The following is a 20482-nucleotide window of genomic DNA, read 5'->3' as shown; positions in this document are numbered from 1 at the left end:
GGTGAACAGGGAGGAGTACGAGGGGGGTTCAGGCCTGACGGGAGCGCACCCGCGCCCGGGGCACCACCAGCGGCGTCCCGGTCTCCGGGTCCGGCACCACCCGGCAGGGCACGCCGAACACGGCCTCGACCAGCTCGGCCGTCAGCACCTCGGAGGGCGGTCCGGCGGCGGCGAGGCGCCCCTCGTCGAGGACCACCAGGTGGTCGGCGTACCGGGCGGCCTGCCCGAGGTCGTGCAGCACCATGACCACGGTGCGCCCGGCCTCGGCGTGCAGGTCGGCGACCAGGTCGAGGACGTCCAGCTGGTGGCGCAGGTCGAGGAAGGTGGTCGGCTCGTCGAGCAGCAGCAGGTCGGTCCGCTGGGCGAGGGCGAGCGCGATCCACACCCGCTGGCGCTGCCCGCCGGAGAGGTGGTCGACCTGCCGGTCGCGCAGCGCGGCGGTGCCGGTGCGCTCCAGCGCCTCCTCGACGGCGGCCTGGTCGGCCTTGGACCAGGGGGTGAGCATCCGCTGGTGCGGGTAGCGCCCCAGGCGCACCAGCGCCTCGACGGTCACCGCCTCGGGCGTGACGGGCTGCTGCGGCAACAGGCCCATCCGCTTGGCGAGTTCGCGCGCCGGCAGGCGGTGGATGTCCGCCCCGTCCAGGGTGACGGTGCCGGCCGCCGGGCCGAGCAGGCGCACCAGGCCGCGCAGCAGGGTGGACTTGCCGCAGGCGTTGGGGCCGACGATCGCGGTGACGGCGCCGCCGGGCAGTTCGAGGTCCAGGGCGTCGACGACCGTCCGGTCGCCGTAGCGCAGGCTCAGGCCGTGGGCGGCGAGCCGGTTGCCGGGTGCGGGAGCGGTCATCGGCTGCCCTCCTGGGGGAGTCGGCCCTGGCGGATCATCAGCACCAGGAGCCAGGGCGCGCCGAGGGTGGCGGTGACGGCACCGACCGGCAGCCCGTGGACGGGGATCACGTGCAGGACGAGGAGGTCGGCGCCCAGCAGCAGCACGGCGCCGGTGAGCGCGGTGAGGCCGAGCGTGCCCGGGGTGGGCGGCCCGGCGAGCAGCCGGACGAGGTGCGGGACGGCGAGCGCGACGAAGGCGACGGGCCCGGTGAGCGCGGCGGCCAGCGATGCGAGGGCGATGGTGAGCAGCAGCAGGCGCAGCCGGTCCCGTGCGGGGTTCAGGCCGAGGCCGCCGGCGGAGTCGTCGCCGAGGTCGAGGACGGCGATGCGCCGCTGGCACAGCAGGGCGACGGCCGCGCAGGCCGCGATGGCGCCGCCGCCGATCCACACCTCCGTCCAGGTGCGGCCGTAGAGGGAGCCGGTGGTCCACTGCATCGCGGAGGAGGCCAGCTCGGCCGGGAACCGTACGATCATCAGGTTCACGGCGGCGGCCAGGCCCTGCTGCACCGCCAGGCCGACCAGCACCAGCCGGGTGACGGCCATCTTCGAGCGCCAGGCGAAGCCGCCGAGCAGCAGCGCCGCCAGCAGTCCGCCGCCGACGGCGGCCAGCGGGATCAGCTGCTGGGAGGCGCCGGTGGCGAGCATCAGCACCGCGCCGAAGGAGGCGCCGCCGGTGATGCCGATGGTGTCCGGCGCGGCCAGCGGGTTGCGGAACAGGCGCTGCAGCATCGAGCCGGCCACGGCCAGGGCGGCGCCCGCGATCAGCGCCGACACCACGCGCGGCGCCCGGAACTGCTGGACCACCAGGACGTCGCCGCCGGAGCCCTGGCCGACCAGGGCGCGCAGCGCGTCCCAGAACGGGATGTCGACCTGGCCGGTGCCGAGCGCGAGGCCGGTCAGCAGCACCAGGAGGGCGGCGGCCACCAGGGACCAGGCGGCGGTGCGGGCCCGGCGGCGGGCGAGGGTGCTCCTCACGGGGCCGCTCATCGGGCCACCTTCCGGGCCAGCAGCGCGAGCAGCGGAGCGCCGAGGAAGGCGGTGACGATGCCGACCTCGATCTCGGAGGGCCGCACGACGAGCCGGCCGAGCACGTCGGCGGCGAGCAGCAGCACGGGCCCCGCGATCAGGCAGCCGGGGACGAGCCAGCGGTGGTCGTTGCCGAGCAGCGGACGGACGAGGTGCGGCGCGGCCAGTCCGATGAACGCCACCGGCCCGGCGACGGCCACCGCGCCGCCGGCGAGCAGCACCACCGCGAGGGCGCCGACCAGGCGGATGCGGGTCACCGGCACGCCCAGCGACAGCGCCGTCTCGTCGCCCAGGGCCAGCGCGTTGAGCGAGGGCGCGACGGCGAACGCGCCCAGCAGGCCGAGGGCCAGGAACGGCAGGACGGGGGCGAGGGTGTCCAGGTGGCGCCCGGCGACGGAGCCGGCCAGCCAGAACCGGGCCTCGTCCAGGGTGCGGTTGCTGGCCAGCATCAGCGAGGAGGTCCAGGAGGAGAGGACCACGGTGAGCACGGTGCCGCCGAGCGCCAGCCGCACCGGGTCCAGCTGCCCGCCGCGCCGCGAGATCGCGTACGCGGCCACGGCGGCCAGGGCCGCGCCGGCGAAGGCGAACCAGACGTACTGCACGGGGCGGGTGAGGTCGAGGGTGTAGATGGCGGCGACCACGGCGAGGCTCGCGCCGGCGTTGATCCCGAGGGTGACGGGGGAGGCCAGCGGATTGCGGGTCACGCCCTGGGCGAGCACCCCGGCGACGCCGAGCGCCGAGCCGACGGCCAGGGCGATGAGGGTGCGCGGGACGCGAAGGCCCGTCACCACGTCGGCGTCGCCGCCGTGGGCGGTGCCGGTGAGGGCGTCGACGACGGTGGCCAGGGGGATGGAGCGGGAGCCGAGCGCGAGGCTCAGCGCCGCGCACACGATGAGGGCGCACAGCCCGGCGGCGAGCAGCAGGGGCCGCCGCAGCGCCGGGGAACGGGAGGTCGCCGGGGCCGCGGGGCCCGGCGGGTCGGTTCTCAGCACGAGGCGACATCTTAGGTCAGCCTTTCCTAACCTCGTCAAACGGTGCCTCGTCGGGTAGACGCCCCTCTCGGTTGTCAGTGGCATGCGCTAGCGTCGCGCGCATGATCATCGATGCGACGACGCGGGTCCGGATCGCCCGCCCCTCCCGTGACCTCGTGGCCGCCGAGCGCTTCTACGTCGGCGGCCTGGGCCTCGACGTGCTGTGGCGCACCACCGAGCACGTCCCCGGCCACCACGACCTGCTGATGGTCGGTCCGCCCGGCGGCGCCTGGCACTTCGAGCTGACGCACGATCCGGAACGGCCGCTGGAGCCGACCCCGACGGTCGACGACCTCTTCGTCGTCTACCTCGGCGCGCCGGTCGACGAGGCCCTGGTCGCCCGGCTGGAGGAGGCCGGCGGCGAGCGGGTGGCCTCCCACAACCCGTACTGGGACGAGTTCGGCGTGACGATATCCGACCCGGACGGCTACCGGCTGGTGCTCTGCTCCCGTGCCTGGGGCGCCTGACCGGACATTTCACCGGGCCTTGTGTGACAGCCCGGCAACACTCAATCCCCGTCCCCGCAGCGGCCGCTGAGGCCGCGGAACCCTCTGGCACACTGTGTGCCGACGACCTGCCCGAGCAGGTCATGACATACGGGGGTAGGGGCATGATCGGTGCGGGCACCGTACTCGACGACCGGTACCGGTTGACGGAGTCGCTCGGCCGCGGGGGGATGGGGACGGTCTGGCGCGCCCGCGACACCAGGCTGGAGCGCGACGTCGCTCTCAAGATCCTCAACGCGGGCCTGATGGAGGAGACGACCTCCGTCGAGCGGTTCCGCCGCGAGGCGCGGGTCGTCGCCGCGATCGGCCACCCGGGCATCGTCGGCGTCCACGACTACGGGGAGGACGACGGGAGTGGGGCCGAGGGCGGGGAGCGCTGCGCCTTCATCGTGATGGACCTCATCGAGGGCCGGGCGCTCAGCGCGGTGCTCAGGGACGAGGGCCGGATGCCGCCCGAGCGCGCCCTCGCCCTGGTGGCCGACGCGCTGGACGCCCTCCACGCCGTCCACCAGCGGGCGATCGTCCACCGCGACATCAAGCCCTCCAACCTGCTGGTGCGCGGCGACGGCGCCGTGTTCGTCGCGGACTTCGGCATCGCGCTGGCGATCGTCGACACCAAGATCACCAGGTCGGGCGGGTTCATCGGCACGGCCGCCTACATGTCGCCCGAGCAGGCCGCCTACAGCAGCGACGCCCCCGTCACCCCCGCCTCCGACCTCTACTCGATGGGGGTCGTCTGCTACGAACTGCTCACCGGGCGGCTGCCCTTCGACGGCGGCACGGTGCAGATGGCGGTCAAGCACGTCCACGAGCCCGCGCCCGACCTGCCCGTGACCTTCCCCGCCCCGGTGCGGGAGTTCGTCGCCAAGGCGCTGTCCAAGGCGCCGCAGGACCGGCACGCCAGCGCCGCCGAGATGGCGGCGGCGGCCCGGACGGCCGTCGGGCTGCCGGTGGGGGAGGCGGGCCGACGGACCGTCAGGCTGTGGAAGAGTCCGAGGGCGCTCGCCGACGCCCCCACCCGGGGCGCCCGCACGCAGGACGACTCCGCTCCCGCGGCCGCCGTCGAGCCGGTGGTGAAGGTCGCCCCGGCCGGGCCCACCGAGCCGGGCGGGCGGCGCTCGCGGCGCCACCTGCTGGTGCCCGTCATCATTCCCGTCGTCATATCGGTGGGCACCGCGACCGCCGTGCTCGTCGACCGCAACCCGTTCAGCTCGGAGGCGGCGCCCGCCGGGCCGAGCACCGCGGCGAGCGCGCCGCAGGTGGCGGGAGGCGCTGCCACGGGCACCACCACGGCGTCCACCACCGAACCCGCCGCGCCCGCGACCACCGCCGCCACCACCGCGCCGGGGGCGACGCCGGACGCGGCGCAGCCGCAGCCCCAGCAGCCCGCGCCGCCCGCCGCGCAGGGCGGGAACGGGGGCGGCAGCGGCGGCGGCAACAACGGCGGAGGGACGGGCACCGGGCAGAACAGCGGCACCCAGGCCCGTCCGCCGGCGAACAACAACCCCGCCCCGCAGCCGCCCCCGGCACAGCCCGCCTCCTCCGGGGGCGGCGGGTCCAACTCCGGCGGCGGTGGCGGCAACCCGCCGCCGCAAGACTCCCCGCCTCCGGGGTGCGGCGGCGCCACCTGGGTCAAGATCGTCAACGTTCAGTGGGGCGCGCCGATCGGGCTCACCAACAACGACCCGAACACGGCCGGCAACGTGGCCGTGCTGGGCGGCGCCTCGCAGTACGGCTGGATCGCCAACGACGGCGTGTACACCGAGTACAACGCCTGCAACAACAACGGCGCCAAGCTCGCCCAGAACATGGACGGCACCGTCTCCCTCGCCGACTACATGAGCTTCCTCTACCGCTGGGTCAAGACCCCGGCCGGCTCGGGCGCCTACACCCTGGCCGAGAACGGCGGCGCGCGCTGCCTCACCGCCCACGGCGTGGGGAGCCCGCTCACCATGGAGGCCTGCACCAAGGACCTCAAGACGCAGCAGTGGAGGATCCAGTCGTGAGCGGCACCAGCCAGGTGGTCCTCTACTGGCGCCCCCTGTGCACGTACTGCATGAAGCTGCGCCTCGGCCTGCTCTTCACCGGCCTGCGCCACAGCCGCCGCTTCACCCGGGTGAACATCTGGAAGGACTCCGAGGCCGCCGCCTTCGTCCGCTCGGTGGCGGACGGCAACGAGACCGTCCCCACGGTGACCGTCGCCGGCCGCGCCATGGTCAACCCCTCGCTCGGCGAACTCCTCGCCGCCGTACGGGAGAGCGACGCCGACGCGCGGGCGGCCGGGGGCGGCTGAAACCCCGTGGCGGGCGCGGGAGGCGCCTGGCAGGCTGCGGGTCGTCCGAGCCGTGACGATCGAACGGGGAAACCATGGGTGAGCAGCCGCGTCTGCTGGAAGGTCCTCTGCTGGAGGGCGGGTTCGTCCGCCTGGAGCCGCTGGAGGAGCGGCACGCGGACGGGCTGGCCCGCGCCGCCGGGGAGGACAGGGATTCGTACGGCTTCACGTGGGTGCCCTCCTCGGAGGAGTCGGCCCACGCGTACGTCCGGGCCCAGCACGCCCGCAGGGACGCCGGGTTGCTGGCCCCGTACGCGCAGGTGGAGCGGGCCTCGGGCCGGGTGATCGGGGCGACGGCGTACTGGGAGCCGCGCCGCCGGCCGGGCGACGGCTCGCTGTTCGCGATCGAGGTCGGCTTCACCTGGCTGGCCGCCTCCGCGCAGGGGACGGGGCTGAACGCGGAGGCCAAGTACCTGCTGTTCCGCCACGCCTTCGAGGACTGGGGCGTCGAGCGGGTGGACCTGAAGACCGATGCGCGCAACGCGCGTTCGCGGGCGGCGATCGCCAGGGCGGGCGCGGTGTTCGAGGGGGTGCTGCGCAGGTCGGCGCAGTCCTGGGCGCCGGGGGAGGAGGGCCGGCTGCGGGACGCGGCGGTCTTCTCGATCATCCGGGAGGAATGGCCCGCCCGCCGCGCGGAGTTGGAGCGCAGGATCGCCGGGGTGCGGGAGCGCCGCCGTACGGACGGGTAGCCGGCGGTTAGCAGACCGCCGGGGCGGTGGACAAGGGGCCCCTGTGGCGGGACCTCGCCAACCGCGTGTCAAGGGCGCGTATGGGAAGTTCTACAGGAATGTAAAACCCGGCCGGGCGCCCGGCCCGCGCCGGGGGCGCGCACGGATGTGACGGGCGTTCGAGCGTCGCCCCAGGCGGTCGGCCGTGGCCTGGCCGGGGGCCAATCCGGGCGAGGGGTGAATCGTCCCCTTATGCCCGGGACTTGACCCTCTTTACCTTCTGGCGGGACCTGGCCAATTCCTGATGCAGACCTGTCAATCAGGCGGGCGGATTGCCATGCTTCTCGGCATCCCCCGGCGGCAGCCCCCACCCCCACCCCTTGGTGGCGAGCCGTCCGACTGCACGGGGTCACTGCACGTCAGCGCCCGTTCCGCCCCACTGGTGCCGACCCCGGCCCTCGGGACGCGGCGCGACCGCGCCCACACGCGGTTTCCCGGAAGGACTCGTACGTGAAGCGAAAGCTCGCGGCTGTCGCCGTCGTCTCGGCCACCGCCCTCCTGACCGGTGTCGTCCAGGTGAGCGCCGCCCAGGCCGCTCCCGCCACCTCCTCCTCCAAGGCCCAGGCCGCCCACCAGCACGCGGCGGTCGTCGCGCTCGCCAACGGCCAGTCCGCCCCGCTGGCCAAGGCCCTCGGCCTCGGCGCGCAGGAGAAGCTCGTCGCCAAGGACGCCGTGGTCGACCAGGACGGCACCCGGCACCTGCGCTTCGAGCGCACCTACGCCGGCCTGCCGGTGCTCGGCGGCGACCTCGTCGTCCACCAGAAGGCCGACGGCGGCGTGAAGGCCGTGAACAAGGCCGTCTCCGCGAAGATCGAGCTGCCGAGCCTGACCCCGTCCATCCCGGCCGACCGGGCGGCCGAGGGCGCCGCCGGCGCCGTCAAGGCCACCGTGGGCCAGACCATCGACGCGGACGAGTCCCCGCTGGTCGGCGTGCACCAGGTCGGCAAGGCCGAGCTGGTCGTGTGGGCGAACGACAACAACCCGCGCCTGGCGTACCGCACCACCGTCGAGGGCGTCCGCCAGGACGGCACCCCCAGCGCCCAGATCCTGGTCACCGACGCGGCCGGCGGCCAGGTCCTCTCGACCCACGAGAAGATCGAGACGGCGGCCGGCACCGGCACCGGCGTCTTCGTCGGCCAGGTCCCGCTGAACACCAACCAGAACGGCTCGCAGTACGAGCTGAAGGACACCAGCCGCGGCGGCCAGTCCACCAGCGACCTGAACAACGGCGAGTCCGGCAACGGCTCCCTGTTCGCCAACACCACCAACACCTTCGGCGACGGCACCGCGAGCAACCGCGAATCCGCCGCCGTGGACGCCCAGTTCGGCGCCGCGACCACCTGGGACTTCTACAAGAACACCTTCAGCCGCAACGGCATCCGCAACGACGGCGTCGGCGCGCTGAGCCGCGTCCACTACGGCTCCAACTACGTGAACGCGTTCTGGAGCGACGACTGCTTCTGCATGTCGTACGGTGACGGCGCCAACAACTCCGCCCCGCTCACCGAGATCGACGTGGCCGGCCACGAGATGACGCACGGCGTCACCGCCGCGACCGCCAACCTGAACTACGCGGGCGAGTCCGGCGGCCTCAACGAGGCCACCTCCGACATCATGGGCACCATGGTCGAGTGGTACGCCAACCTGCCCTCGAACCCGCCGAACTACTGGATCGGCGAGCTGATCAACCTGCGCGGCGACGGCAGCCCGCTGCGCTACATGGACCAGCCGAGCAAGGACGGCGCCTCCGCCGACAACTGGGACGCGAACGTCGGCAACCTGGACGTGCACTACTCGTCCGGCGTCGCGAACCACTTCTTCTACCTGCTGTCCGAGGGCAGCGGCGCGAAGACGATCAACGGGTTCAACTACAACAGCCCGACGGCGGACGGCTCCTCGCTCGCCGGCATCGGACGGGACAAGGCCGCGCAGATCTGGTACCGCGCGCTGACCGTCTACTTCACCTCCACCACCGACTACGCGGGCGCCCGGGCGGCCACCCTCAGCGCGGCGTCGGATCTGTACGGCGCGAACAGCACCGAGTACAACGCGGTCGCGGCCACCTGGACGGCCGTGAACGTCAACTGAGCCGGGCGTGAGGCCGGCCAGGGACGAGTTGGGCGTTCCCCGGTCGGCGCACGACCGTAGCGGGGCCCCGTCGGACCACTGGGTGCGGTCCGACGGGGCTTCTCCGCGTTCCGGCCCGCGTTCCGTTTCGCGTTCCGGCCTGAGTCCGGGCGCGCGTGTCGGCCCGCGTTCCGGCCCCGCTACCCGAGGTCCTGGGCGACCTCCCACACGTGCCCGGACGGGTCGGCGAAGGCCGCCGTCCGGCGACCCCAGGGGCGGTCCACCGGGCCGTTGAGCAACGCCACGCCCCGCTCGGCGAGTTGGGCGCAGACGGCGTCCACGTCCGGCACCCGGACGGTCAGCAGCGCCCGTACGCCCGCCGCCTCGGGGGCCACCGGGGCGGGCTCGACCAGCTCGGGCGCCTGCCCGGCGGCCAGCAGGTTCAGCAGCAGGTTGCGCAGGCGCAGCGCCGCCGAGGCGTCGTCCTCGTACACGACCGGGAGGCCGAGGACCTCCCGGTAGAAGGCCTTCGCGGCGGGGACGTCCGCCACGAAGAGCGTGAGGACCTCGAGTTCGTCCAGATCGGTGGGCACGGTGCCTCCGGAGTGTCGGGTGGTGCGCGAGTGGTCCCGACGAGGGTCGCACGGGGCGCCGACGGGACTGACGACACGTCAGTTCGCCGTGCCGCGAAGCGCGTCGCGCTCCTGGGCGGCGACCACCGCGTCCCCGTACTCCTCGGCCCAGGCGCCGAGCGCCCGGATCGGGACGAGCAGCGCCGTGCCCGCGGCGGTGAGCCCGTAGTCGACCCGGGGCGGCGCCTCGGCGTAACGGCGGTGGTGGACCAGGCCGTTGTGCTCCAGGCGGCGCAGCGACTCGTTGAGCACCTTCGGGCTGATCCCGCCGATCCTGGCCAGCAGCGCCCGGGGGCGCATCGGGCCCTGCTCGCCGAGGACGTACACCACCACGGAGTCCCAGCGGTTGGCGATCACCTCGACGGCCAGCCGGGCGCGGCAGTCGGCCGCGTACACGTCGCCGCCCAGGTCGGCGGCGGTGGGGGCGGGGCGTTCCATGGGCCCAGTCTGCCCGATCCGTTGCGCACCCGGTGGTGCGCATCGGCCCCTCTAGCGTCCGGGGCACGGGGTCCGCGAGGTGCGGGCGGCGGTTGTCGAGTCGGGGAGTTGGCATGGGGACCAAGCGGTCGTCGAGGATCGGCGTGCTCGGGACGGGGGCGATGGCGGCGGCCCTCGGCGGGGCCTTCGTGCGGGCCGGGCACGAGGTGCTGGTGGGCGGGCGCGGCGCGCAGAGGGCGCGCGGCCTCGCGGAGGCGATCGGGGCGCGGGGCTCCGGCACCCTGGCGGAGGCGGCGGGCTTCGGGGAGGCCGTGCTGGTCGCGCTGCCGGCCGAGGTGGCCGGGGAGGCGGTGGCCGCGCTCGCCGGGGAGCTGGAGGGGCGGGCGCTGCTGGACTGCACCGTGCCGATGGCCCCGGGCGGGGGCGGTCCGGCGTTGACCACGGCCGGGGGCGCCGACTCGCTCGCCCGGCGGCTGGCCTCGGCGGCGCCCGGGGCGCACGTGGTGAAGGTGTTCGGCATCTGTCACGAGAGCATCTGGACGATGGCGGGGCCGCGGTTCGAGGGCGCGCCGCTCGGCGTCCCGTACTGCGCGGACGATCCGGGCGCGGCGGAGCTGGCCGCCGCTCTGGTCGCCTCGATGGGCTGCGTGCCGGTGCCCTGCGGCGGCCTGGAGCGGGCCGGGCTGCTGGAGGCGACGGCGGTGTTCGCCGTCGGCGTCTGGTGGGCGGGTGGTGAGGCGCGGCACGTCTTCCCGTCCCCGGCGCTGGCTCCGGGCGCGCTGGACGACTAGTTTTCGGCTTCGTTGCCGTCCCGGCGCTGGCGCAGCAGTTCGTCGTACTCGGCGTGCACCCGGCGGTCCATGGCCAGGGTGAACTGCGCGTCGGCGACGGTGCGGGCCAGCGGGCGGACGCGCAGGATGCGCTCGGTGAGGCGGGCGGCCTCGCCGGGCGGGAGCGGGGTGTCGGCGGCGAGCGCGCTGAGGAGGTGCTCGCCGACCACCTCGATGAAGATCTCGGCGATCGCGTCCACGTGCTCGCGGGTGCGGCGGCTCGCGTCCAGGACCGCGGCCAACGGCACGCCCTGGTCGACGAGTTCGGTGGTGGCGTCGAGCAGGCGGCGGCTGACGTGGGTGATGCCGTCCTCCCGCACGCTGATGTAGCCCTGGGCGATGGACTCGGCGGTGTTCTCCTCGGTGAGCTGGTCGCCGAAGGCCGTCTTGAGCTCGTCCCAGTCCAGGCGCACGGGGGTCTCGTCGGACCAGGGCGCGACGATGGCCGCCGCGAGGCCGATGAGGTCGGCGACGCCCTGCCCGCTCTCCCCGGCGTCGATGAGCTCGGTGATGCCGTCGAGGGTGTGGCCGCGCTCCAGCAGTTCGGCGATCATCCGCAGCCGGGCGAGGTGCTCCTCGCCGTACCAGGCGATCCGGCCCTCCTTGCGGGGCGGCTGGAGGAGCTTGCGCTCGCGGTAGAAGCGCAGGGTGCGGGCGGTGATCCCGGCCGCCTGGGCCAGTTCCTCCACCCGGTACTCGCGCCTGTCGTCGTCCTCGGCGGCTCTGAGCTTGTCCACGGCGATCAGCATAGGCGCGCCGCGCGGGCGGGGAAGGGTGCGCGAACCCGGGGTGAACCGGGGCCGTCGCGGTCCTTCCCTCCGGTGTCGGCAGGGGCTACCCTGCCAATCGTGCCAGTGATTACTGGCGCGATTGGCAGGGCCCCGGGCGTCCGGCCCGGGGGAGTGCGACGATCACCGCCCCCACCCCCAGGAGGTTGGCCGCATGGCAGCCAGCAGCAAGCGCCCCCGCCCCGGCCAGGCCGCGGAGCCCGACGCCGCCGCCGACGCTCCCGCCCCCCACGTGCGGGTCGCGGTGATCGGCTCCGGCTTCGGCGGCCTCGGGGCGGCCGTACGGCTGCGCCGCGCCGGCATCACCGACTTCGTCGTCCTGGAGCGCGCCGACTCCGTCGGCGGCACCTGGCGCGACAACAGCTACCCCGGCTGCGCCTGCGACGTCCCCTCGCACCTCTACTCCTTCTCCTTCGCCCCCAACCCCGAGTGGCCGCGCAGCTTCTCCGGCCAGCCGGACATCCGCGCCTACCTGGAGAAGGTCGCCACCGTCTTCCGGCTGCGCCCGCACCTGCGCTTCAACACCGAGGTGCTGGAAGCCCGTTGGGAGGACGAGCACACCCGCTGGCGGATCACCACCAGCGCCGGCGTCTGGACCGCCGACGCGATCGTCTCCGCCGCCGGGCCCCTCGCCGACCCCCAGATCCCCGACATCCCCGGCCTCGACGCCTTCCCCGGCAAGGTCTTCCACTCCTCCCGCTGGGACCACGACTACGACCTCGCCGGCAAGCGCGTCGCCATGGTCGGCACCGGGGCCTCCGCCGCCCAGATCATCCCCTCGATCCAGCCGAAGGTCGGGAAGCTGACGGTCTTCCAGCGCACCCCCGCCTGGGTCCTGCCGCGCCGGGACCGGGAGATCACCCAACTGGAGAAGTGGCTGCACGGCCGCGTGCCGCTCACCGCCACCCTGCGCCGGGGCGCCCTGTTCGCCCTCCGGGAGATCCAGGTCGACGCCTTCGTCCGCCGCCCCGGCATGCTGCGCGTCGTCCAGCGGCTCGCCGAACGCCACCTCGCCCAGGGCGTCGCGGACCCGGCGCTGCGCGCCGAGCTCACCCCGGACTACCGGATCGGCTGCAAGCGCATCCTGCTCAGCAACACCTACTACCCGGCGCTCGCCGCCGCCAACACCGAGGTCGTCGCCTCCGGGCTGCGCGAGGTCCGCGGCTCCACCCTCGTCTCCTCGGACGGCGGCGAGCACGAGGTGGACGCCATCGTCTTCGGCACCGGCTTCCACGTCACCGACATGCCCATCGGCTCCCGGGTGTTCGGCGTCGGAGGGCGCAGCCTCGCCGAGGAGTGGAAGGGCGGGATGGAGGCGCTGCGCGGCTCGACGGTGCGCGGCTTCCCCAACCTGTTCTTCGTCATCGGCCCCAACACCGGCCTCGGCAACAGCTCGATGATCCTCATGATCGAGTCCCAACTGAACTACATGGTCGACGCGTTGACCACCCTCGACTCCGTCGGCGCGACCGCCATGCAGCCCACCGCGCGCGCCCAGCGGCAGTGGAACCTCGAACTCCAGCACCGGATGGACCGCACGGTGTGGACGACGGGCGGCTGCCGCAGCTGGTACCTCGACCCGAGCGGGAAGAACACCGTGCTGTGGCCCGGCTCCACCACCTCCTTCCGTCGCGCCACCCGCAAGGTCGACCTCGGCGAGTACGAGCTGATCCTGCGCGGCGCGCCCGCCACCACCGACCGCGCTACCGGCCGCTCCACCGGTCGGACCACCGAGGAGGTCTCCGCGTGAGCGTCCGCCCGCCCGCCGACTACGAACCGCCCGTGCCCGCCGAGCAGTTGAGCCTGCTGACGACGGACGGCCTGCGGCTGCACGCCGAGGTGCACGGCCGCGGCGACGCGCCCACCGTGGTCCTCGCCCACGGCTGGACCTGCTCCACCGCCTTCTGGGCGCCCGTCATCCGCCGACTCACCGACCGCTACCGGGTGGTGGCCTACGACCAGCGCGGCCACGGGCGCAGCGAGATACCGCCGAGCCGGGCCCGCTACTCCACCCGGGCGCTGGCCGACGACCTCGCCGTCGTACTGGAGCGCACGGTGCCGGCGGGGGAGCGGGCCGTCCTCGCCGGGCACAGCATGGGCGGGATGACGATCATGGCCGCCGGAGGGTGGCCCGAGGTCGCCGAGCGGACGGCCGCCGCCGTGCTCGTCTCCACCGGGCCGGGCGAGCTGCTCGCCGAACTCGCCGTCCTGCCCGAGGGGTTGCGCCCCGCCGGGCTGCGGCGCCTGCTGCACCGGCAGCTACTGCGCTCGCGGATGCCGCTCGGGCCGGTCACGCCCCTGAGCCGGGCCGCGCTCAAGTACGCGACGATGGGGCCGAGTTCGCCCGCCGACCAGGCAGAGGCGACGGCGCGGATCGTGCACGCCTGCCCGACCTCCGTGCGGGCCGGGTGGGCCGGGGTGCTCGCCCGGCTGGACGTCCACGACGGGCTGGCCCGGCTCGCGGCGCCCACCGCCGTGGTGGTCGGCACCGCGGACCGGCTCACCCCGCCCGTGCACGCCCATCGCATCGTCTCCGAACTGCCCGACCCGCAGGGTCTGTTGCTGCTGCCCGGGGTCGGCCACATGGCGCCGCTGGAGCGGCCCGCCGAGGTCGCCGCCGAGATCCACCGGATGGCCGCCGCGCACCTGGCCGGCGCCGAGAGCGAGAGGACCGCCGTCGCATGAACGCCAATCCGCCGTTGTCCGAGCAGGTCGTCGTCGTCACCGGGGCGGCGCGCGGGGTCGGCGCCTCGCTGGCGCGCAGGCTGGCCCGGCGCGGGGCCAAGGTCGCGCTGCTCGGGCTGGAGCCCGTCGAGCTGAAGGCCGTCGCGGCGCAGTGCGGGCCTTCCGCCACCAGCTGGGAGGCGGACGTCACGGACCTGGAGGCGCTGAGCGCGGTCGCGGAGCGGATCAAGGAGCACTACGGGCGGATCGACGCCGTGGTCGCCAACGCCGGGATCGCGCTGGGCGGGCCGATGATGGACAGCGACCACAGGGCGTTCGGCCGGGTGATCGAGGTCAACCTGCTCGGCAGCGTGGCCACGGCGCGGGCGTTCATGCCCGCGCTCGCCGAGAGCCGCGGGTACCTGCTGCAGATCGCCTCGCTGGCGGCGCTCACGCCCGCGCCGCTGATGAGCGCGTACTGCGCCAGCAAGGCGGGGGTGGAGGCCTTCGCCCACTCGATCCGCGCCGAGGTCGCGTACCAGGGGGTCAAGGTCGGTGTCGGGTACCTGAGTTGGACCGACACCGACATGGTGCGCGGCGCCGACGAGGACGCGGTGCTCAAGCAGATGCGCAGCAGACTGCCGTGGCCCGCCAACAAGACGTACCCGCTGGAGCCCGCGGTGGACCGGCTGGTCGCCGGGATCGCCCGGCGCTCGGCGCACGTCTACGCGCAGGCGTGGCTGCGGGGCATGCAGCCGGTGCGCTGGCTGCTGCCGAGCCTGATCGCCGTCGTCGGCTCGCGCGACGTGGCGAAGCTCGCGCCGCAGCTCGCCGCCACGGCCGCCTCCCGGCTGCGGGCGGTCGGCGCCGGCGGGGCCGCGGACACGGCGAACCGGTCGCAGCGGGCGGATCACGAGTGACGGCGGACACGTGACAGCGAACAGATGACAGAAAACAGATGACAGAAAACAGCGAACGGATAACAGCTGACGAAAGCTGTTATCCGTTCGCTGTTCGTTGTGATCTGTTCGCTGTCATCTGTTTTCTGTCATCTGTTCGTGCCCCGCCGTCACTCCGCCGTCAGTCCGCCTCCGGCCCCGCCGCCTCGATCCTCGCCAGCTCCGCCAGCGCCCGGGCGAGCACCGGCAGCGGCGGCGAGGCCAGGGCGATCCGGACGGCGGCCGGGGAGCGCCGGGGGTCGACGGCGAAGGCCTCGGCCGGGGTGACCGAGATGCCCGCCCGGGCCGCCGCCGCGACGAAGGTCTCCGAGCGCCACGGCGCCGCGAGCGGCCACCACAGCACGTACGAGCGCCGGTCGGCCCGTACCCGGCGCGGGGCCAGCACCTCCCGGGCCAGGTCCTGCCGCTCCATGGCGTCCGCCCGCTTGGCCGCCGCCACCGCCTCCACCGTGCCGTCCCCGATCCACCGCACCGCCGCCTCCAGCGCGAACCCGCTCGGTGTGGCCCCGCCGGAGCGCAGCGCCCCCGCCGTCCGCTCGCGCAGCCCCTCGGGCACCACCGCGAACCCGACGTTCAGCCCCGCGCCGAGCCGCTTGGACAGGCTGTCCACCAGCACCGTCCGCTCGGGCGCGTACGAGGCGAAGGCCGTCGTCCCCGGGCAGAGGAAGGACCACACCGCGTCCTCCACCACCGGCAGGTCCAACCGCCGTACCGCCTGCGCCAGTTCGGCCGCACGAGCCTCGGGCAAGCTCACCCCGAGCGGGTTGTGCAGCCGTGGCTGCACGTACAGCGCCCGCAGCGGCGCGGCCCGGTGCGCGGCGGCCACCGCCTCCGGCACCAGCCCCTCCTCGTCCACCGGCAGCGGGACGAGCCGCACGCCCGCCTGCCCGGCGATCGCCTTGACCACCGGGTACGTCGTCTCCTCCACCCCCACCCGCTGCCCCGGCGCCGCCAGCGCCGACAGGGCCGCCGCCACCGCCTGCCGCCCGTTGCCCGCGAACAGCAGCGAGCCCGGGTCGGCCTCCCGCCCGCCGCAGGAGGCGGAGGCCAGCGCGGCGAAGGCCTCCCGCGCCGCCGCCGTCCCGGCCACGCCGACGGGCCGCAGTGCCTCGCCGAGCACGTCCGGGCGCAGCAGCTGCGCCAGCGCGCCCGCGAGCTGCGCCAACTGCTCCGGCACGGCCGGGTAGTTGAGCTCCAGGTCGACGGGCCCGGTCCCCGGTTCGGCGAGCGCCACCCGCCCGTCCCGTGCCTCGTCCCGCGCGCTCCGCCCGGCCCGGACGAAGGTGCCCCGCCCGACCTCCCCGGTGGTGAGCCCGCGCCGGGCGAGCTCCCGGTAGACCCGGGTGGCGGTGGAGGGCGCGATGCCCCGCCGCCGGGCGAAGGCGCGCTGGGTGGGCAGCTGTTCGCCGGGCCGCAGCCGCCCGTGCTCGATGTCGGCCGCGATCGCGTCGGCGATCGCCCGGTAGTCGTCCCTGGTCACCGCGCACCCCTTTCCGCCCGCAGCCCGATTGCACCGAGCGCAAAGTCATCATTGCATCGAGATGCGCACCCGCCCTAGCCTCGCAGGCATGGACAACACAGGCACGGACAACCCGCTCTCCGCCGTCGGCGGCCACGCGCTGCTGGGGGTCGCCGCCGTGGCCCTCGGCATGGTGCTCTCGCCGGGCCCGAACATGATCTACCTGGTCTCGCGCTCGATCGCCCAGGGCCGCCGCGCCGGCCTGGTCTCCCTGCTCGGCGTGGCGACGGCCTTCCTGGTGTACCTGGTCGCCGTGACGGCCGGGGTCGCCGCCGTGTTCTCCGTCGTGCCCGCGCTCTACACCGCCATCAAGCTGGCCGGCGCCGGCTACCTGCTCTGGCTCGCCTGGAATGCCGTGCGCCCGGGCGGCACGGCGGTGTTCGCCCCGCAGCAGCTCCCGCCGGACCCGCCGCGCAAGCTCTACGCGATGGGCTTCCTGACCTGCCTGCTCAACCCCAAGATCGCCATCATGTACCTCTCGCTGCTGCCCCAGTTCGTGGAGCCGCAGCGCGGCCACGTCGCCCTGCAGAGCCTGCTGCTGGGGCTGGCCCAGATCGCCGTCGCCGTCACCGTCAACGGCCTGATCGCCATGGGCGCGGGCTCCATCGCGGCCTTCCTCAACCGCCGCCCCCTGTGGCTGCGCGTCCAGCGCTACGCGATGGGCACCGTCCTCGCCGGGATCGCCCTGAACATCGCCGCCGACCGCGCCCGCGCCGTCCCCGCCTAGAGCCCTAACGATCGGGCCCCGAGAGCCCCCGCAGCAGCTCGTACGCGCTCTGCAGGAACCGCCCGTCCAGCGTCGGCCCGGTGTTGGCGAGGGCGGCGACGGCGGTGCCGGTCGGCGGGGAGAAGCCGACGAAGGCGGTGAACCCCCGGGTGCCGCCGGTGTGGAACCACAGCTCCCGCCCGCCCGCGTGCCGGTGCTGCCAGACCAGGCCCAGCTGGTCCCCGGAGCGCGGCAGTCGCAGCCGGGGCCGCTGCACCTCGCGCAGCGCCGCGCCCAACTCACCGTCCCCCGGCCGCAGATGGGCCTGGAGGTAGCGCAGGAGGTCGGCGCCCCCGGCCCGGACGGCGCCCGCGCCGGGCAGCCCGGGGATGCGCCAGGGCGGCAACGCCCGCCCCCGGCGGTAGCCGGTGGCCCGGCCGGGCGCGTCCGGCGCGCAGGTGGTGTGCCGCAGCCCGAGCGGCCCGCAGACCTTCTCGGCCAGCAGCTCGCCGTACGAGGCCCCGCCGCCCGCCTCGACGAGCAGCCGCCCCAGCAGCCCGACCCCGTAGTTGGAGTACCCGTACCGCCCACCGGGCCGCGCCCGTACGGTGGTTCGGGCCAGGCCATCCCTCAACTGCCGCTCGCCGTAGCCGCCGTACGGGTTGCTGAACCAGGTCGGCACGGCCCCGGCGAGCAGCCCGGGCGGCAGTCGGGGCAGCCCGGAGGTGTGGGTGGCCAGGTGCAACAGCCGGATCGGCTCGCCCGAACGCACCGACGCCGCAATCCAGTCGGGCGGCAGGTGGCTCTCCACCGGGTCGTCCAGGGCGAGTTCGCCGCCCGAGACCAGCCGGGCCAGCAGCAGTGCGGTGAACGTCTTCGTGACGGAGCCGAGTTCGAAGACCGTCTCCGGGGTGCACGGTGCCGAGCCGGGCCCGTGCCCGAGCCGCCCGGTGCAGCGCACCTCGGCCCGCTCACCGTCCGCCAGCGCCACGACCACCGCCGTCGCGTACGGCTCGGCGGCCCGCACCACGTCCGCGCACAGCCGGTCCGTGCGCAGCGGGTCCGTACCGAGCCGGCCCGTACCGAGCCGGTCCGTACCCAGCGGGTCCGTACGGGCGGCGCTCACGCGAGGGCCGCCTCCGCGCCGCCCAGCGCCCGGGAGAGGGTGACGGTGCTGGCCACCACCGCGACGACCGCCGTGTGCTCGTGGTCCTTGAACGCCTGCTCCGGCTCCTCGGCCACGGGCTCCGTGTTCCGGGGGATCAGTCCGTCCTCCCGCTGCACGGCGGCGAGCGCCTCCCAGCCCTGCCGGCCGGTGACCGGTTCGCCGAGGCAGGCGTCGACGACGAGCAGTTCGGTGACGAGGTCCCACTGCCCGATCTCCAGCCAGATGTCGAGCCAGACCGGCAGCCAGTCGCGGACGTACGCGCGCATCGGTTCGGGCAGCCGTTCGGGCAGGGCGCCCCAGTCGGTGAGGTGGAAGACGGTGTGGGTGATGTCGTAGCCGGTGCTCCAGTCCACGGCCCAGGGCTCGGGGGTGGCGCCGAGCCAGGTGGCGGCGGCGAGGGTGGGCCAGTCCGGGCCCCGGTGGTCGAATCCGGCGACCTTACGGGCGTTGGCGACGGCCAGGCGCCGGTTGGGCACGGTTTCGGCGGCCTGGATCGAGCGCACGTCGCCCAGGGAGCGCACCAGTTCCTCCAGCGCGGGGTGACGGTAGCCGACCCGCGCGAAGTGGGAGTACAGCTCCAGAGGATCGGTCAGCAGCAGGTGCCGCAGCTGCCGCTCGTACAGCAGGTCCCCGTCGCGCAGCTGGGACCAGCCGAAGGCCAGCAGGCGGCGGGCCCGTTCGGCGTCGACGGGGCCGGTGACCCCCTCGCGCAGCACCAGGGAAGCGGCCAGCGCGCATTCTCCGATGGGCTTGTAGGAGTTGTTGGGGTCGGCGATGTCGATGGTGACGTTGTCGGCGATCTCGCCGAACCCGGTCCTGTGCGAGGCGTCCAGCCAGGCCAGGGCGCGCGAGCCGAGCTGCTGGGCGGTGGCGAGGACTTCGTGGTCGGTCATGCCCGCCCCTCCGCGGTGTCCAGCAGGGCCGTGGCGATGGCCAGTTCGAGGGCGATCCGGGCGCTGCCGTCGCTCACCACCTGGAGGCGCGCCAGCAGCGGCCGCAGTTCCAGCGGCACGGCGACGCCCTCGGCTCGGCACCAGGCCAGCCAGCGCACCAGTCGGGCGGCGGCCCGGTGGTCGCGCCGCAGCATCGAGCGCACGGTGCCCCGGGCCAGCGCCAGGGCGTGGCCGCGGGCCTGGCGGTGCACGGCGCCGTCCAGGCCGGGCAGGGCGAGTGCGGACAGTTGCGCCATCCGGATCGACCAGGCCTGCCACTGCTCCGGCTCCGGCCACGCGGCGTGACCGGGAACGGCGGTCGGCGCGGGCGCGGTGACGGAGCGTTCACCACGGCCGTCCTCCGGCGGGGCCTCCGAAGGGGCGGTCCCCAGCGCCCGCACGAGCAGCACCCCCGCCGCCCAGTCCCGCCAGGCGGTGACGACGGCGTTGCCGTCCCCGCCCTGCGCGAGCCCCGCCGGGGGGAAGACGCGGTGCGCCTCGGCCAGCAGCAGCGCCGTGGGCTCGTCGGGGGCGGCTCCGCCCAGCAGTTGCGGCGCGAACAGGTCGGGCCCGAGCACGCGCAGCGCGGCCAGCAGCGGCCGGGGCGGCTCCAGGCCCGCGCCCCGACCGGCGAGCGGACCGGCGGCAGGTCCGGCGGCGGGGTCGGCGGCGGGGTCGGCGGCGGGGTCGGCGAGCGCGACCGCACCCCCGGCGCCCCGCAGGGCGTCGAGGGTGCGGCCCGCCACCCGCTCGACCGCCGCGGCGTACTCGTCGCGGAGAGGGGTATCGGCGAATGGCATGGTTGCGTGGTCCTCCTCGGCGGGGGCGTTCGCGGGGGCCCGGGCCCTGCCCGCCATCGCGCTCACGACCTGTTACGGCCGCTCACGATCGGTGACGATCACAGTGCAGGGGCGCCCCGCGAGGCCCTTCGGGCCTGGTAGCGCGCTCGGCTACCGGCTCTTCTCCTTGGGCTGCTTCGGCTCGAGCAGCAGCAGCCCCAGCAGCAGCAGGCCGCCGGCGGCTTCGGGGCGGTACGTGGGCGCGTCGCTCACGACGGCCTCGTCCTCCACCATCAGCGTGCCGAGCGCATCGAGCTCGGACGCGGTCGCCAGCGGCGCCCTGGTCGTCGTGGTCTGGAACTGAGTAAGCATCAGATGTGCCTCCTCGTCTGGACTTCACCGCCCGATCGGGCGGTGCCCTTGTCCGACACTACGAGCACCTCCGCCGCCCTGCATCCGCAAGCCCCTGAGCTGGGACGTTGCCCTGGGTGT

At 74.8% G+C, this 20482-nt stretch carries 21 protein-coding genes; 10 read left to right on the top strand and 11 right to left on the bottom strand.

The window, feature by feature from the left end:
• Positions 1 to 28: 28 nt before the first annotated feature.
• From ACIRRS_RS02445 to ACIRRS_RS02435, 3 genes are read right to left on the bottom strand one after another with little or no spacing between them, the layout of a single operon-like run.
• Positions 29 to 844: an ABC transporter ATP-binding protein gene (locus ACIRRS_RS02445; RefSeq protein WP_402963736.1), complete on the bottom strand. Its 816-nt coding sequence runs from the start codon at positions 842 to 844 to the stop codon at positions 29 to 31.
• Entirely contained in the window at positions 841 to 1872 is a 1032-nt protein-coding gene (locus ACIRRS_RS02440; protein WP_402963733.1) for a FecCD family ABC transporter permease, read from the bottom strand. Before ACIRRS_RS02440 ends, ACIRRS_RS02445 begins: the two co-directional genes overlap by 4 nt.
• Positions 1869 to 2846 carry a FecCD family ABC transporter permease gene (locus ACIRRS_RS02435; RefSeq protein WP_402964653.1) on the bottom strand — a complete coding sequence of 326 codons (978 nt, stop codon included), beginning with the start codon at positions 2844 to 2846 and terminating at the stop codon, positions 1869 to 1871. The genes ACIRRS_RS02440 and ACIRRS_RS02435 overlap by 4 nt, the downstream gene beginning before the upstream one ends.
• 158 nt (positions 2847 to 3004) lie before the next feature.
• Here ACIRRS_RS02435 and ACIRRS_RS02430 point away from each other — a divergent pair, with 158 nt between their 5' ends.
• From ACIRRS_RS02430 to ACIRRS_RS02410, 5 genes are all read left to right on the top strand, one after another.
• A complete protein-coding gene (locus tag ACIRRS_RS02430) occupies positions 3005 to 3409 on the top strand; it encodes a VOC family protein (RefSeq protein WP_402963730.1) in 405 nt (134 codons plus the stop codon).
• 143 nt (positions 3410 to 3552) lie between these two features.
• On the top strand, positions 3553 to 5454 hold the full coding sequence (locus tag ACIRRS_RS02425) for a serine/threonine protein kinase (protein ID WP_402963727.1): 1902 nt from the start codon (positions 3553 to 3555) through the stop codon (positions 5452 to 5454).
• Positions 5451 to 5741 (top strand): glutaredoxin domain-containing protein, encoded by a 291-nt coding sequence (locus ACIRRS_RS02420; RefSeq protein WP_402963724.1) that lies wholly within the window; start codon positions 5451 to 5453, stop codon positions 5739 to 5741. The genes ACIRRS_RS02425 and ACIRRS_RS02420 overlap by 4 nt, the downstream gene beginning before the upstream one ends.
• Positions 5742 to 5815: 74 nt before the next feature.
• A complete protein-coding gene (locus ACIRRS_RS02415; protein WP_402963721.1) occupies positions 5816 to 6469 on the top strand; it encodes a GNAT family N-acetyltransferase in 654 nt (217 codons plus the stop codon).
• A 489-nt stretch (positions 6470 to 6958) separates the two neighbouring features.
• The gene (locus ACIRRS_RS02410; RefSeq protein ID WP_402963718.1) at positions 6959 to 8596 is read left to right on the top strand and encodes a M4 family metallopeptidase; all 1638 of its coding nucleotides are present in this window, start codon (positions 6959 to 6961) and stop codon (positions 8594 to 8596) included.
• Between the two features lie 179 nt (positions 8597 to 8775).
• On the opposite strand, the gene ACIRRS_RS02405 is transcribed toward ACIRRS_RS02410, so the two are convergent.
• Positions 8776 to 9168 carry a VOC family protein gene (locus ACIRRS_RS02405; RefSeq protein ID WP_402963715.1) on the bottom strand — a complete coding sequence of 131 codons (393 nt, stop codon included), beginning with the start codon at positions 9166 to 9168 and terminating at the stop codon, positions 8776 to 8778.
• A gap of 78 nt (positions 9169 to 9246) precedes the next feature.
• Entirely contained in the window at positions 9247 to 9645 is a 399-nt protein-coding gene (locus ACIRRS_RS02400) for a winged helix-turn-helix transcriptional regulator (protein ID WP_402963712.1), read from the bottom strand.
• A gap of 113 nt (positions 9646 to 9758) precedes the next feature.
• Between ACIRRS_RS02400 and ACIRRS_RS02395 the strand changes: the two genes are divergently transcribed.
• On the top strand, positions 9759 to 10436 hold the full coding sequence (locus ACIRRS_RS02395) for an NADPH-dependent F420 reductase (RefSeq protein WP_402963709.1): 678 nt from the start codon (positions 9759 to 9761) through the stop codon (positions 10434 to 10436).
• Here ACIRRS_RS02395 and ACIRRS_RS02390 read toward each other — a convergent pair.
• Positions 10433 to 11212, bottom strand: a complete 780-nt coding sequence (locus tag ACIRRS_RS02390) for a MerR family transcriptional regulator (protein WP_402963706.1) — start codon at positions 11210 to 11212, stop codon at positions 10433 to 10435. The genes ACIRRS_RS02395 and ACIRRS_RS02390 overlap by 4 nt on opposite strands.
• A 205-nt stretch (positions 11213 to 11417) precedes the next feature.
• Here ACIRRS_RS02390 and ACIRRS_RS02385 point away from each other — a divergent pair, with 205 nt between their 5' ends.
• Genes ACIRRS_RS02385 through ACIRRS_RS02375 form a run of 3 tightly spaced genes read left to right on the top strand, consistent with a single transcriptional unit; the run spans position 11418 to position 14847 of the window.
• Positions 11418 to 13013, top strand: coding sequence for a flavin-containing monooxygenase (locus tag ACIRRS_RS02385; RefSeq protein WP_402963703.1), 1596 nt, complete (start codon positions 11418 to 11420; stop codon positions 13011 to 13013).
• Entirely contained in the window at positions 13010 to 13948 is a 939-nt protein-coding gene (locus tag ACIRRS_RS02380) for an alpha/beta fold hydrolase (RefSeq protein WP_402963700.1), read from the top strand. Before ACIRRS_RS02385 ends, ACIRRS_RS02380 begins: the two co-directional genes overlap by 4 nt.
• Entirely contained in the window at positions 13945 to 14847 is a 903-nt protein-coding gene (locus ACIRRS_RS02375) for an SDR family oxidoreductase (RefSeq protein WP_402963697.1), read from the top strand. The genes ACIRRS_RS02380 and ACIRRS_RS02375 overlap by 4 nt, the downstream gene beginning before the upstream one ends.
• Before the next feature lie 160 nt (positions 14848 to 15007).
• Here the strand turns inward: ACIRRS_RS02375 and ACIRRS_RS02370 are convergent, their stop codons facing one another.
• On the bottom strand, positions 15008 to 16366 hold the full coding sequence (locus tag ACIRRS_RS02370) for a PLP-dependent aminotransferase family protein (RefSeq protein ID WP_402963694.1): 1359 nt from the start codon (positions 16364 to 16366) through the stop codon (positions 15008 to 15010).
• 88 nt (positions 16367 to 16454) lie between these two features.
• Between ACIRRS_RS02370 and ACIRRS_RS02365 the strand changes: the two genes are divergently transcribed.
• The gene (locus tag ACIRRS_RS02365) at positions 16455 to 17132 is read left to right on the top strand and encodes a LysE family translocator (RefSeq protein ID WP_402963690.1); all 678 of its coding nucleotides are present in this window, start codon (positions 16455 to 16457) and stop codon (positions 17130 to 17132) included.
• A 4-nt stretch (positions 17133 to 17136) separates the two neighbouring features.
• Here ACIRRS_RS02365 and ACIRRS_RS02360 read toward each other — a convergent pair whose 3' ends face one another.
• The 4 genes from ACIRRS_RS02360 to ACIRRS_RS02345 form a co-directional block, all read right to left on the bottom strand.
• Entirely contained in the window at positions 17137 to 18237 is a 1101-nt protein-coding gene (locus ACIRRS_RS02360) for a serine hydrolase domain-containing protein (protein WP_402963687.1), read from the bottom strand.
• Positions 18234 to 19172 (bottom strand): DUF6895 family protein, encoded by a 939-nt coding sequence (locus ACIRRS_RS02355; RefSeq protein ID WP_402963685.1) that lies wholly within the window; start codon positions 19170 to 19172, stop codon positions 18234 to 18236. The genes ACIRRS_RS02360 and ACIRRS_RS02355 overlap by 4 nt, the downstream gene beginning before the upstream one ends.
• Entirely contained in the window at positions 19169 to 20011 is an 843-nt protein-coding gene (locus ACIRRS_RS02350; protein WP_402963682.1) for a hypothetical protein, read from the bottom strand. The genes ACIRRS_RS02355 and ACIRRS_RS02350 overlap by 4 nt, the downstream gene beginning before the upstream one ends.
• 150 nt (positions 20012 to 20161) lie before the next feature.
• Positions 20162 to 20362, bottom strand: a complete 201-nt coding sequence (locus ACIRRS_RS02345) for a hypothetical protein (RefSeq protein WP_402963679.1) — start codon at positions 20360 to 20362, stop codon at positions 20162 to 20164.
• Positions 20363 to 20482 lie beyond the last annotated feature (120 nt).

Origin of the sequence: Kitasatospora sp. NPDC101183 (assembly GCF_044767945.1) — a bacterium.
GTDB lineage: Bacteria > Actinomycetota > Actinomycetes > Streptomycetales > Streptomycetaceae > Kitasatospora.
The sequence above is the reverse complement of the archived record's forward strand: the minus strand, read 5'-3'. Positions and strand labels throughout refer to the sequence as shown.

Coding starts and splice junctions, on each gene's coding strand:
- ACIRRS_RS02445 (WP_402963736.1), bottom strand. CDS start 844: ATGACCGCTCCCGCACCCGGCAACCGGCTCGCCGCCCACGGCCTGAGC.
- ACIRRS_RS02440 (WP_402963733.1), bottom strand. CDS start 1,872: ATGAGCGGCCCCGTGAGGAGCACCCTCGCCCGCCGCCGGGCCCGCACC.
- ACIRRS_RS02430 (WP_402963730.1), top strand. CDS start 3,005: ATGATCATCGATGCGACGACGCGGGTCCGGATCGCCCGCCCCTCCCGT.
- ACIRRS_RS02425 (WP_402963727.1), top strand. CDS start 3,553: ATGATCGGTGCGGGCACCGTACTCGACGACCGGTACCGGTTGACGGAG.
- ACIRRS_RS02415 (WP_402963721.1), top strand. CDS start 5,816: ATGGGTGAGCAGCCGCGTCTGCTGGAAGGTCCTCTGCTGGAGGGCGGG.
- ACIRRS_RS02400 (WP_402963712.1), bottom strand. CDS start 9,645: ATGGAACGCCCCGCCCCCACCGCCGCCGACCTGGGCGGCGACGTGTAC.
- ACIRRS_RS02395 (WP_402963709.1), top strand. CDS start 9,759: ATGGGGACCAAGCGGTCGTCGAGGATCGGCGTGCTCGGGACGGGGGCG.
- ACIRRS_RS02385 (WP_402963703.1), top strand. CDS start 11,418: ATGGCAGCCAGCAGCAAGCGCCCCCGCCCCGGCCAGGCCGCGGAGCCC.
- ACIRRS_RS02375 (WP_402963697.1), top strand. CDS start 13,945: ATGAACGCCAATCCGCCGTTGTCCGAGCAGGTCGTCGTCGTCACCGGG.
- ACIRRS_RS02365 (WP_402963690.1), top strand. CDS start 16,455: ATGGACAACACAGGCACGGACAACCCGCTCTCCGCCGTCGGCGGCCAC.
- ACIRRS_RS02355 (WP_402963685.1), bottom strand. CDS start 19,172: ATGACCGACCACGAAGTCCTCGCCACCGCCCAGCAGCTCGGCTCGCGC.
- ACIRRS_RS02350 (WP_402963682.1), bottom strand. CDS start 20,011: ATGCCATTCGCCGATACCCCTCTCCGCGACGAGTACGCCGCGGCGGTC.
- ACIRRS_RS02345 (WP_402963679.1), bottom strand. CDS start 20,362: ATGCTTACTCAGTTCCAGACCACGACGACCAGGGCGCCGCTGGCGACC.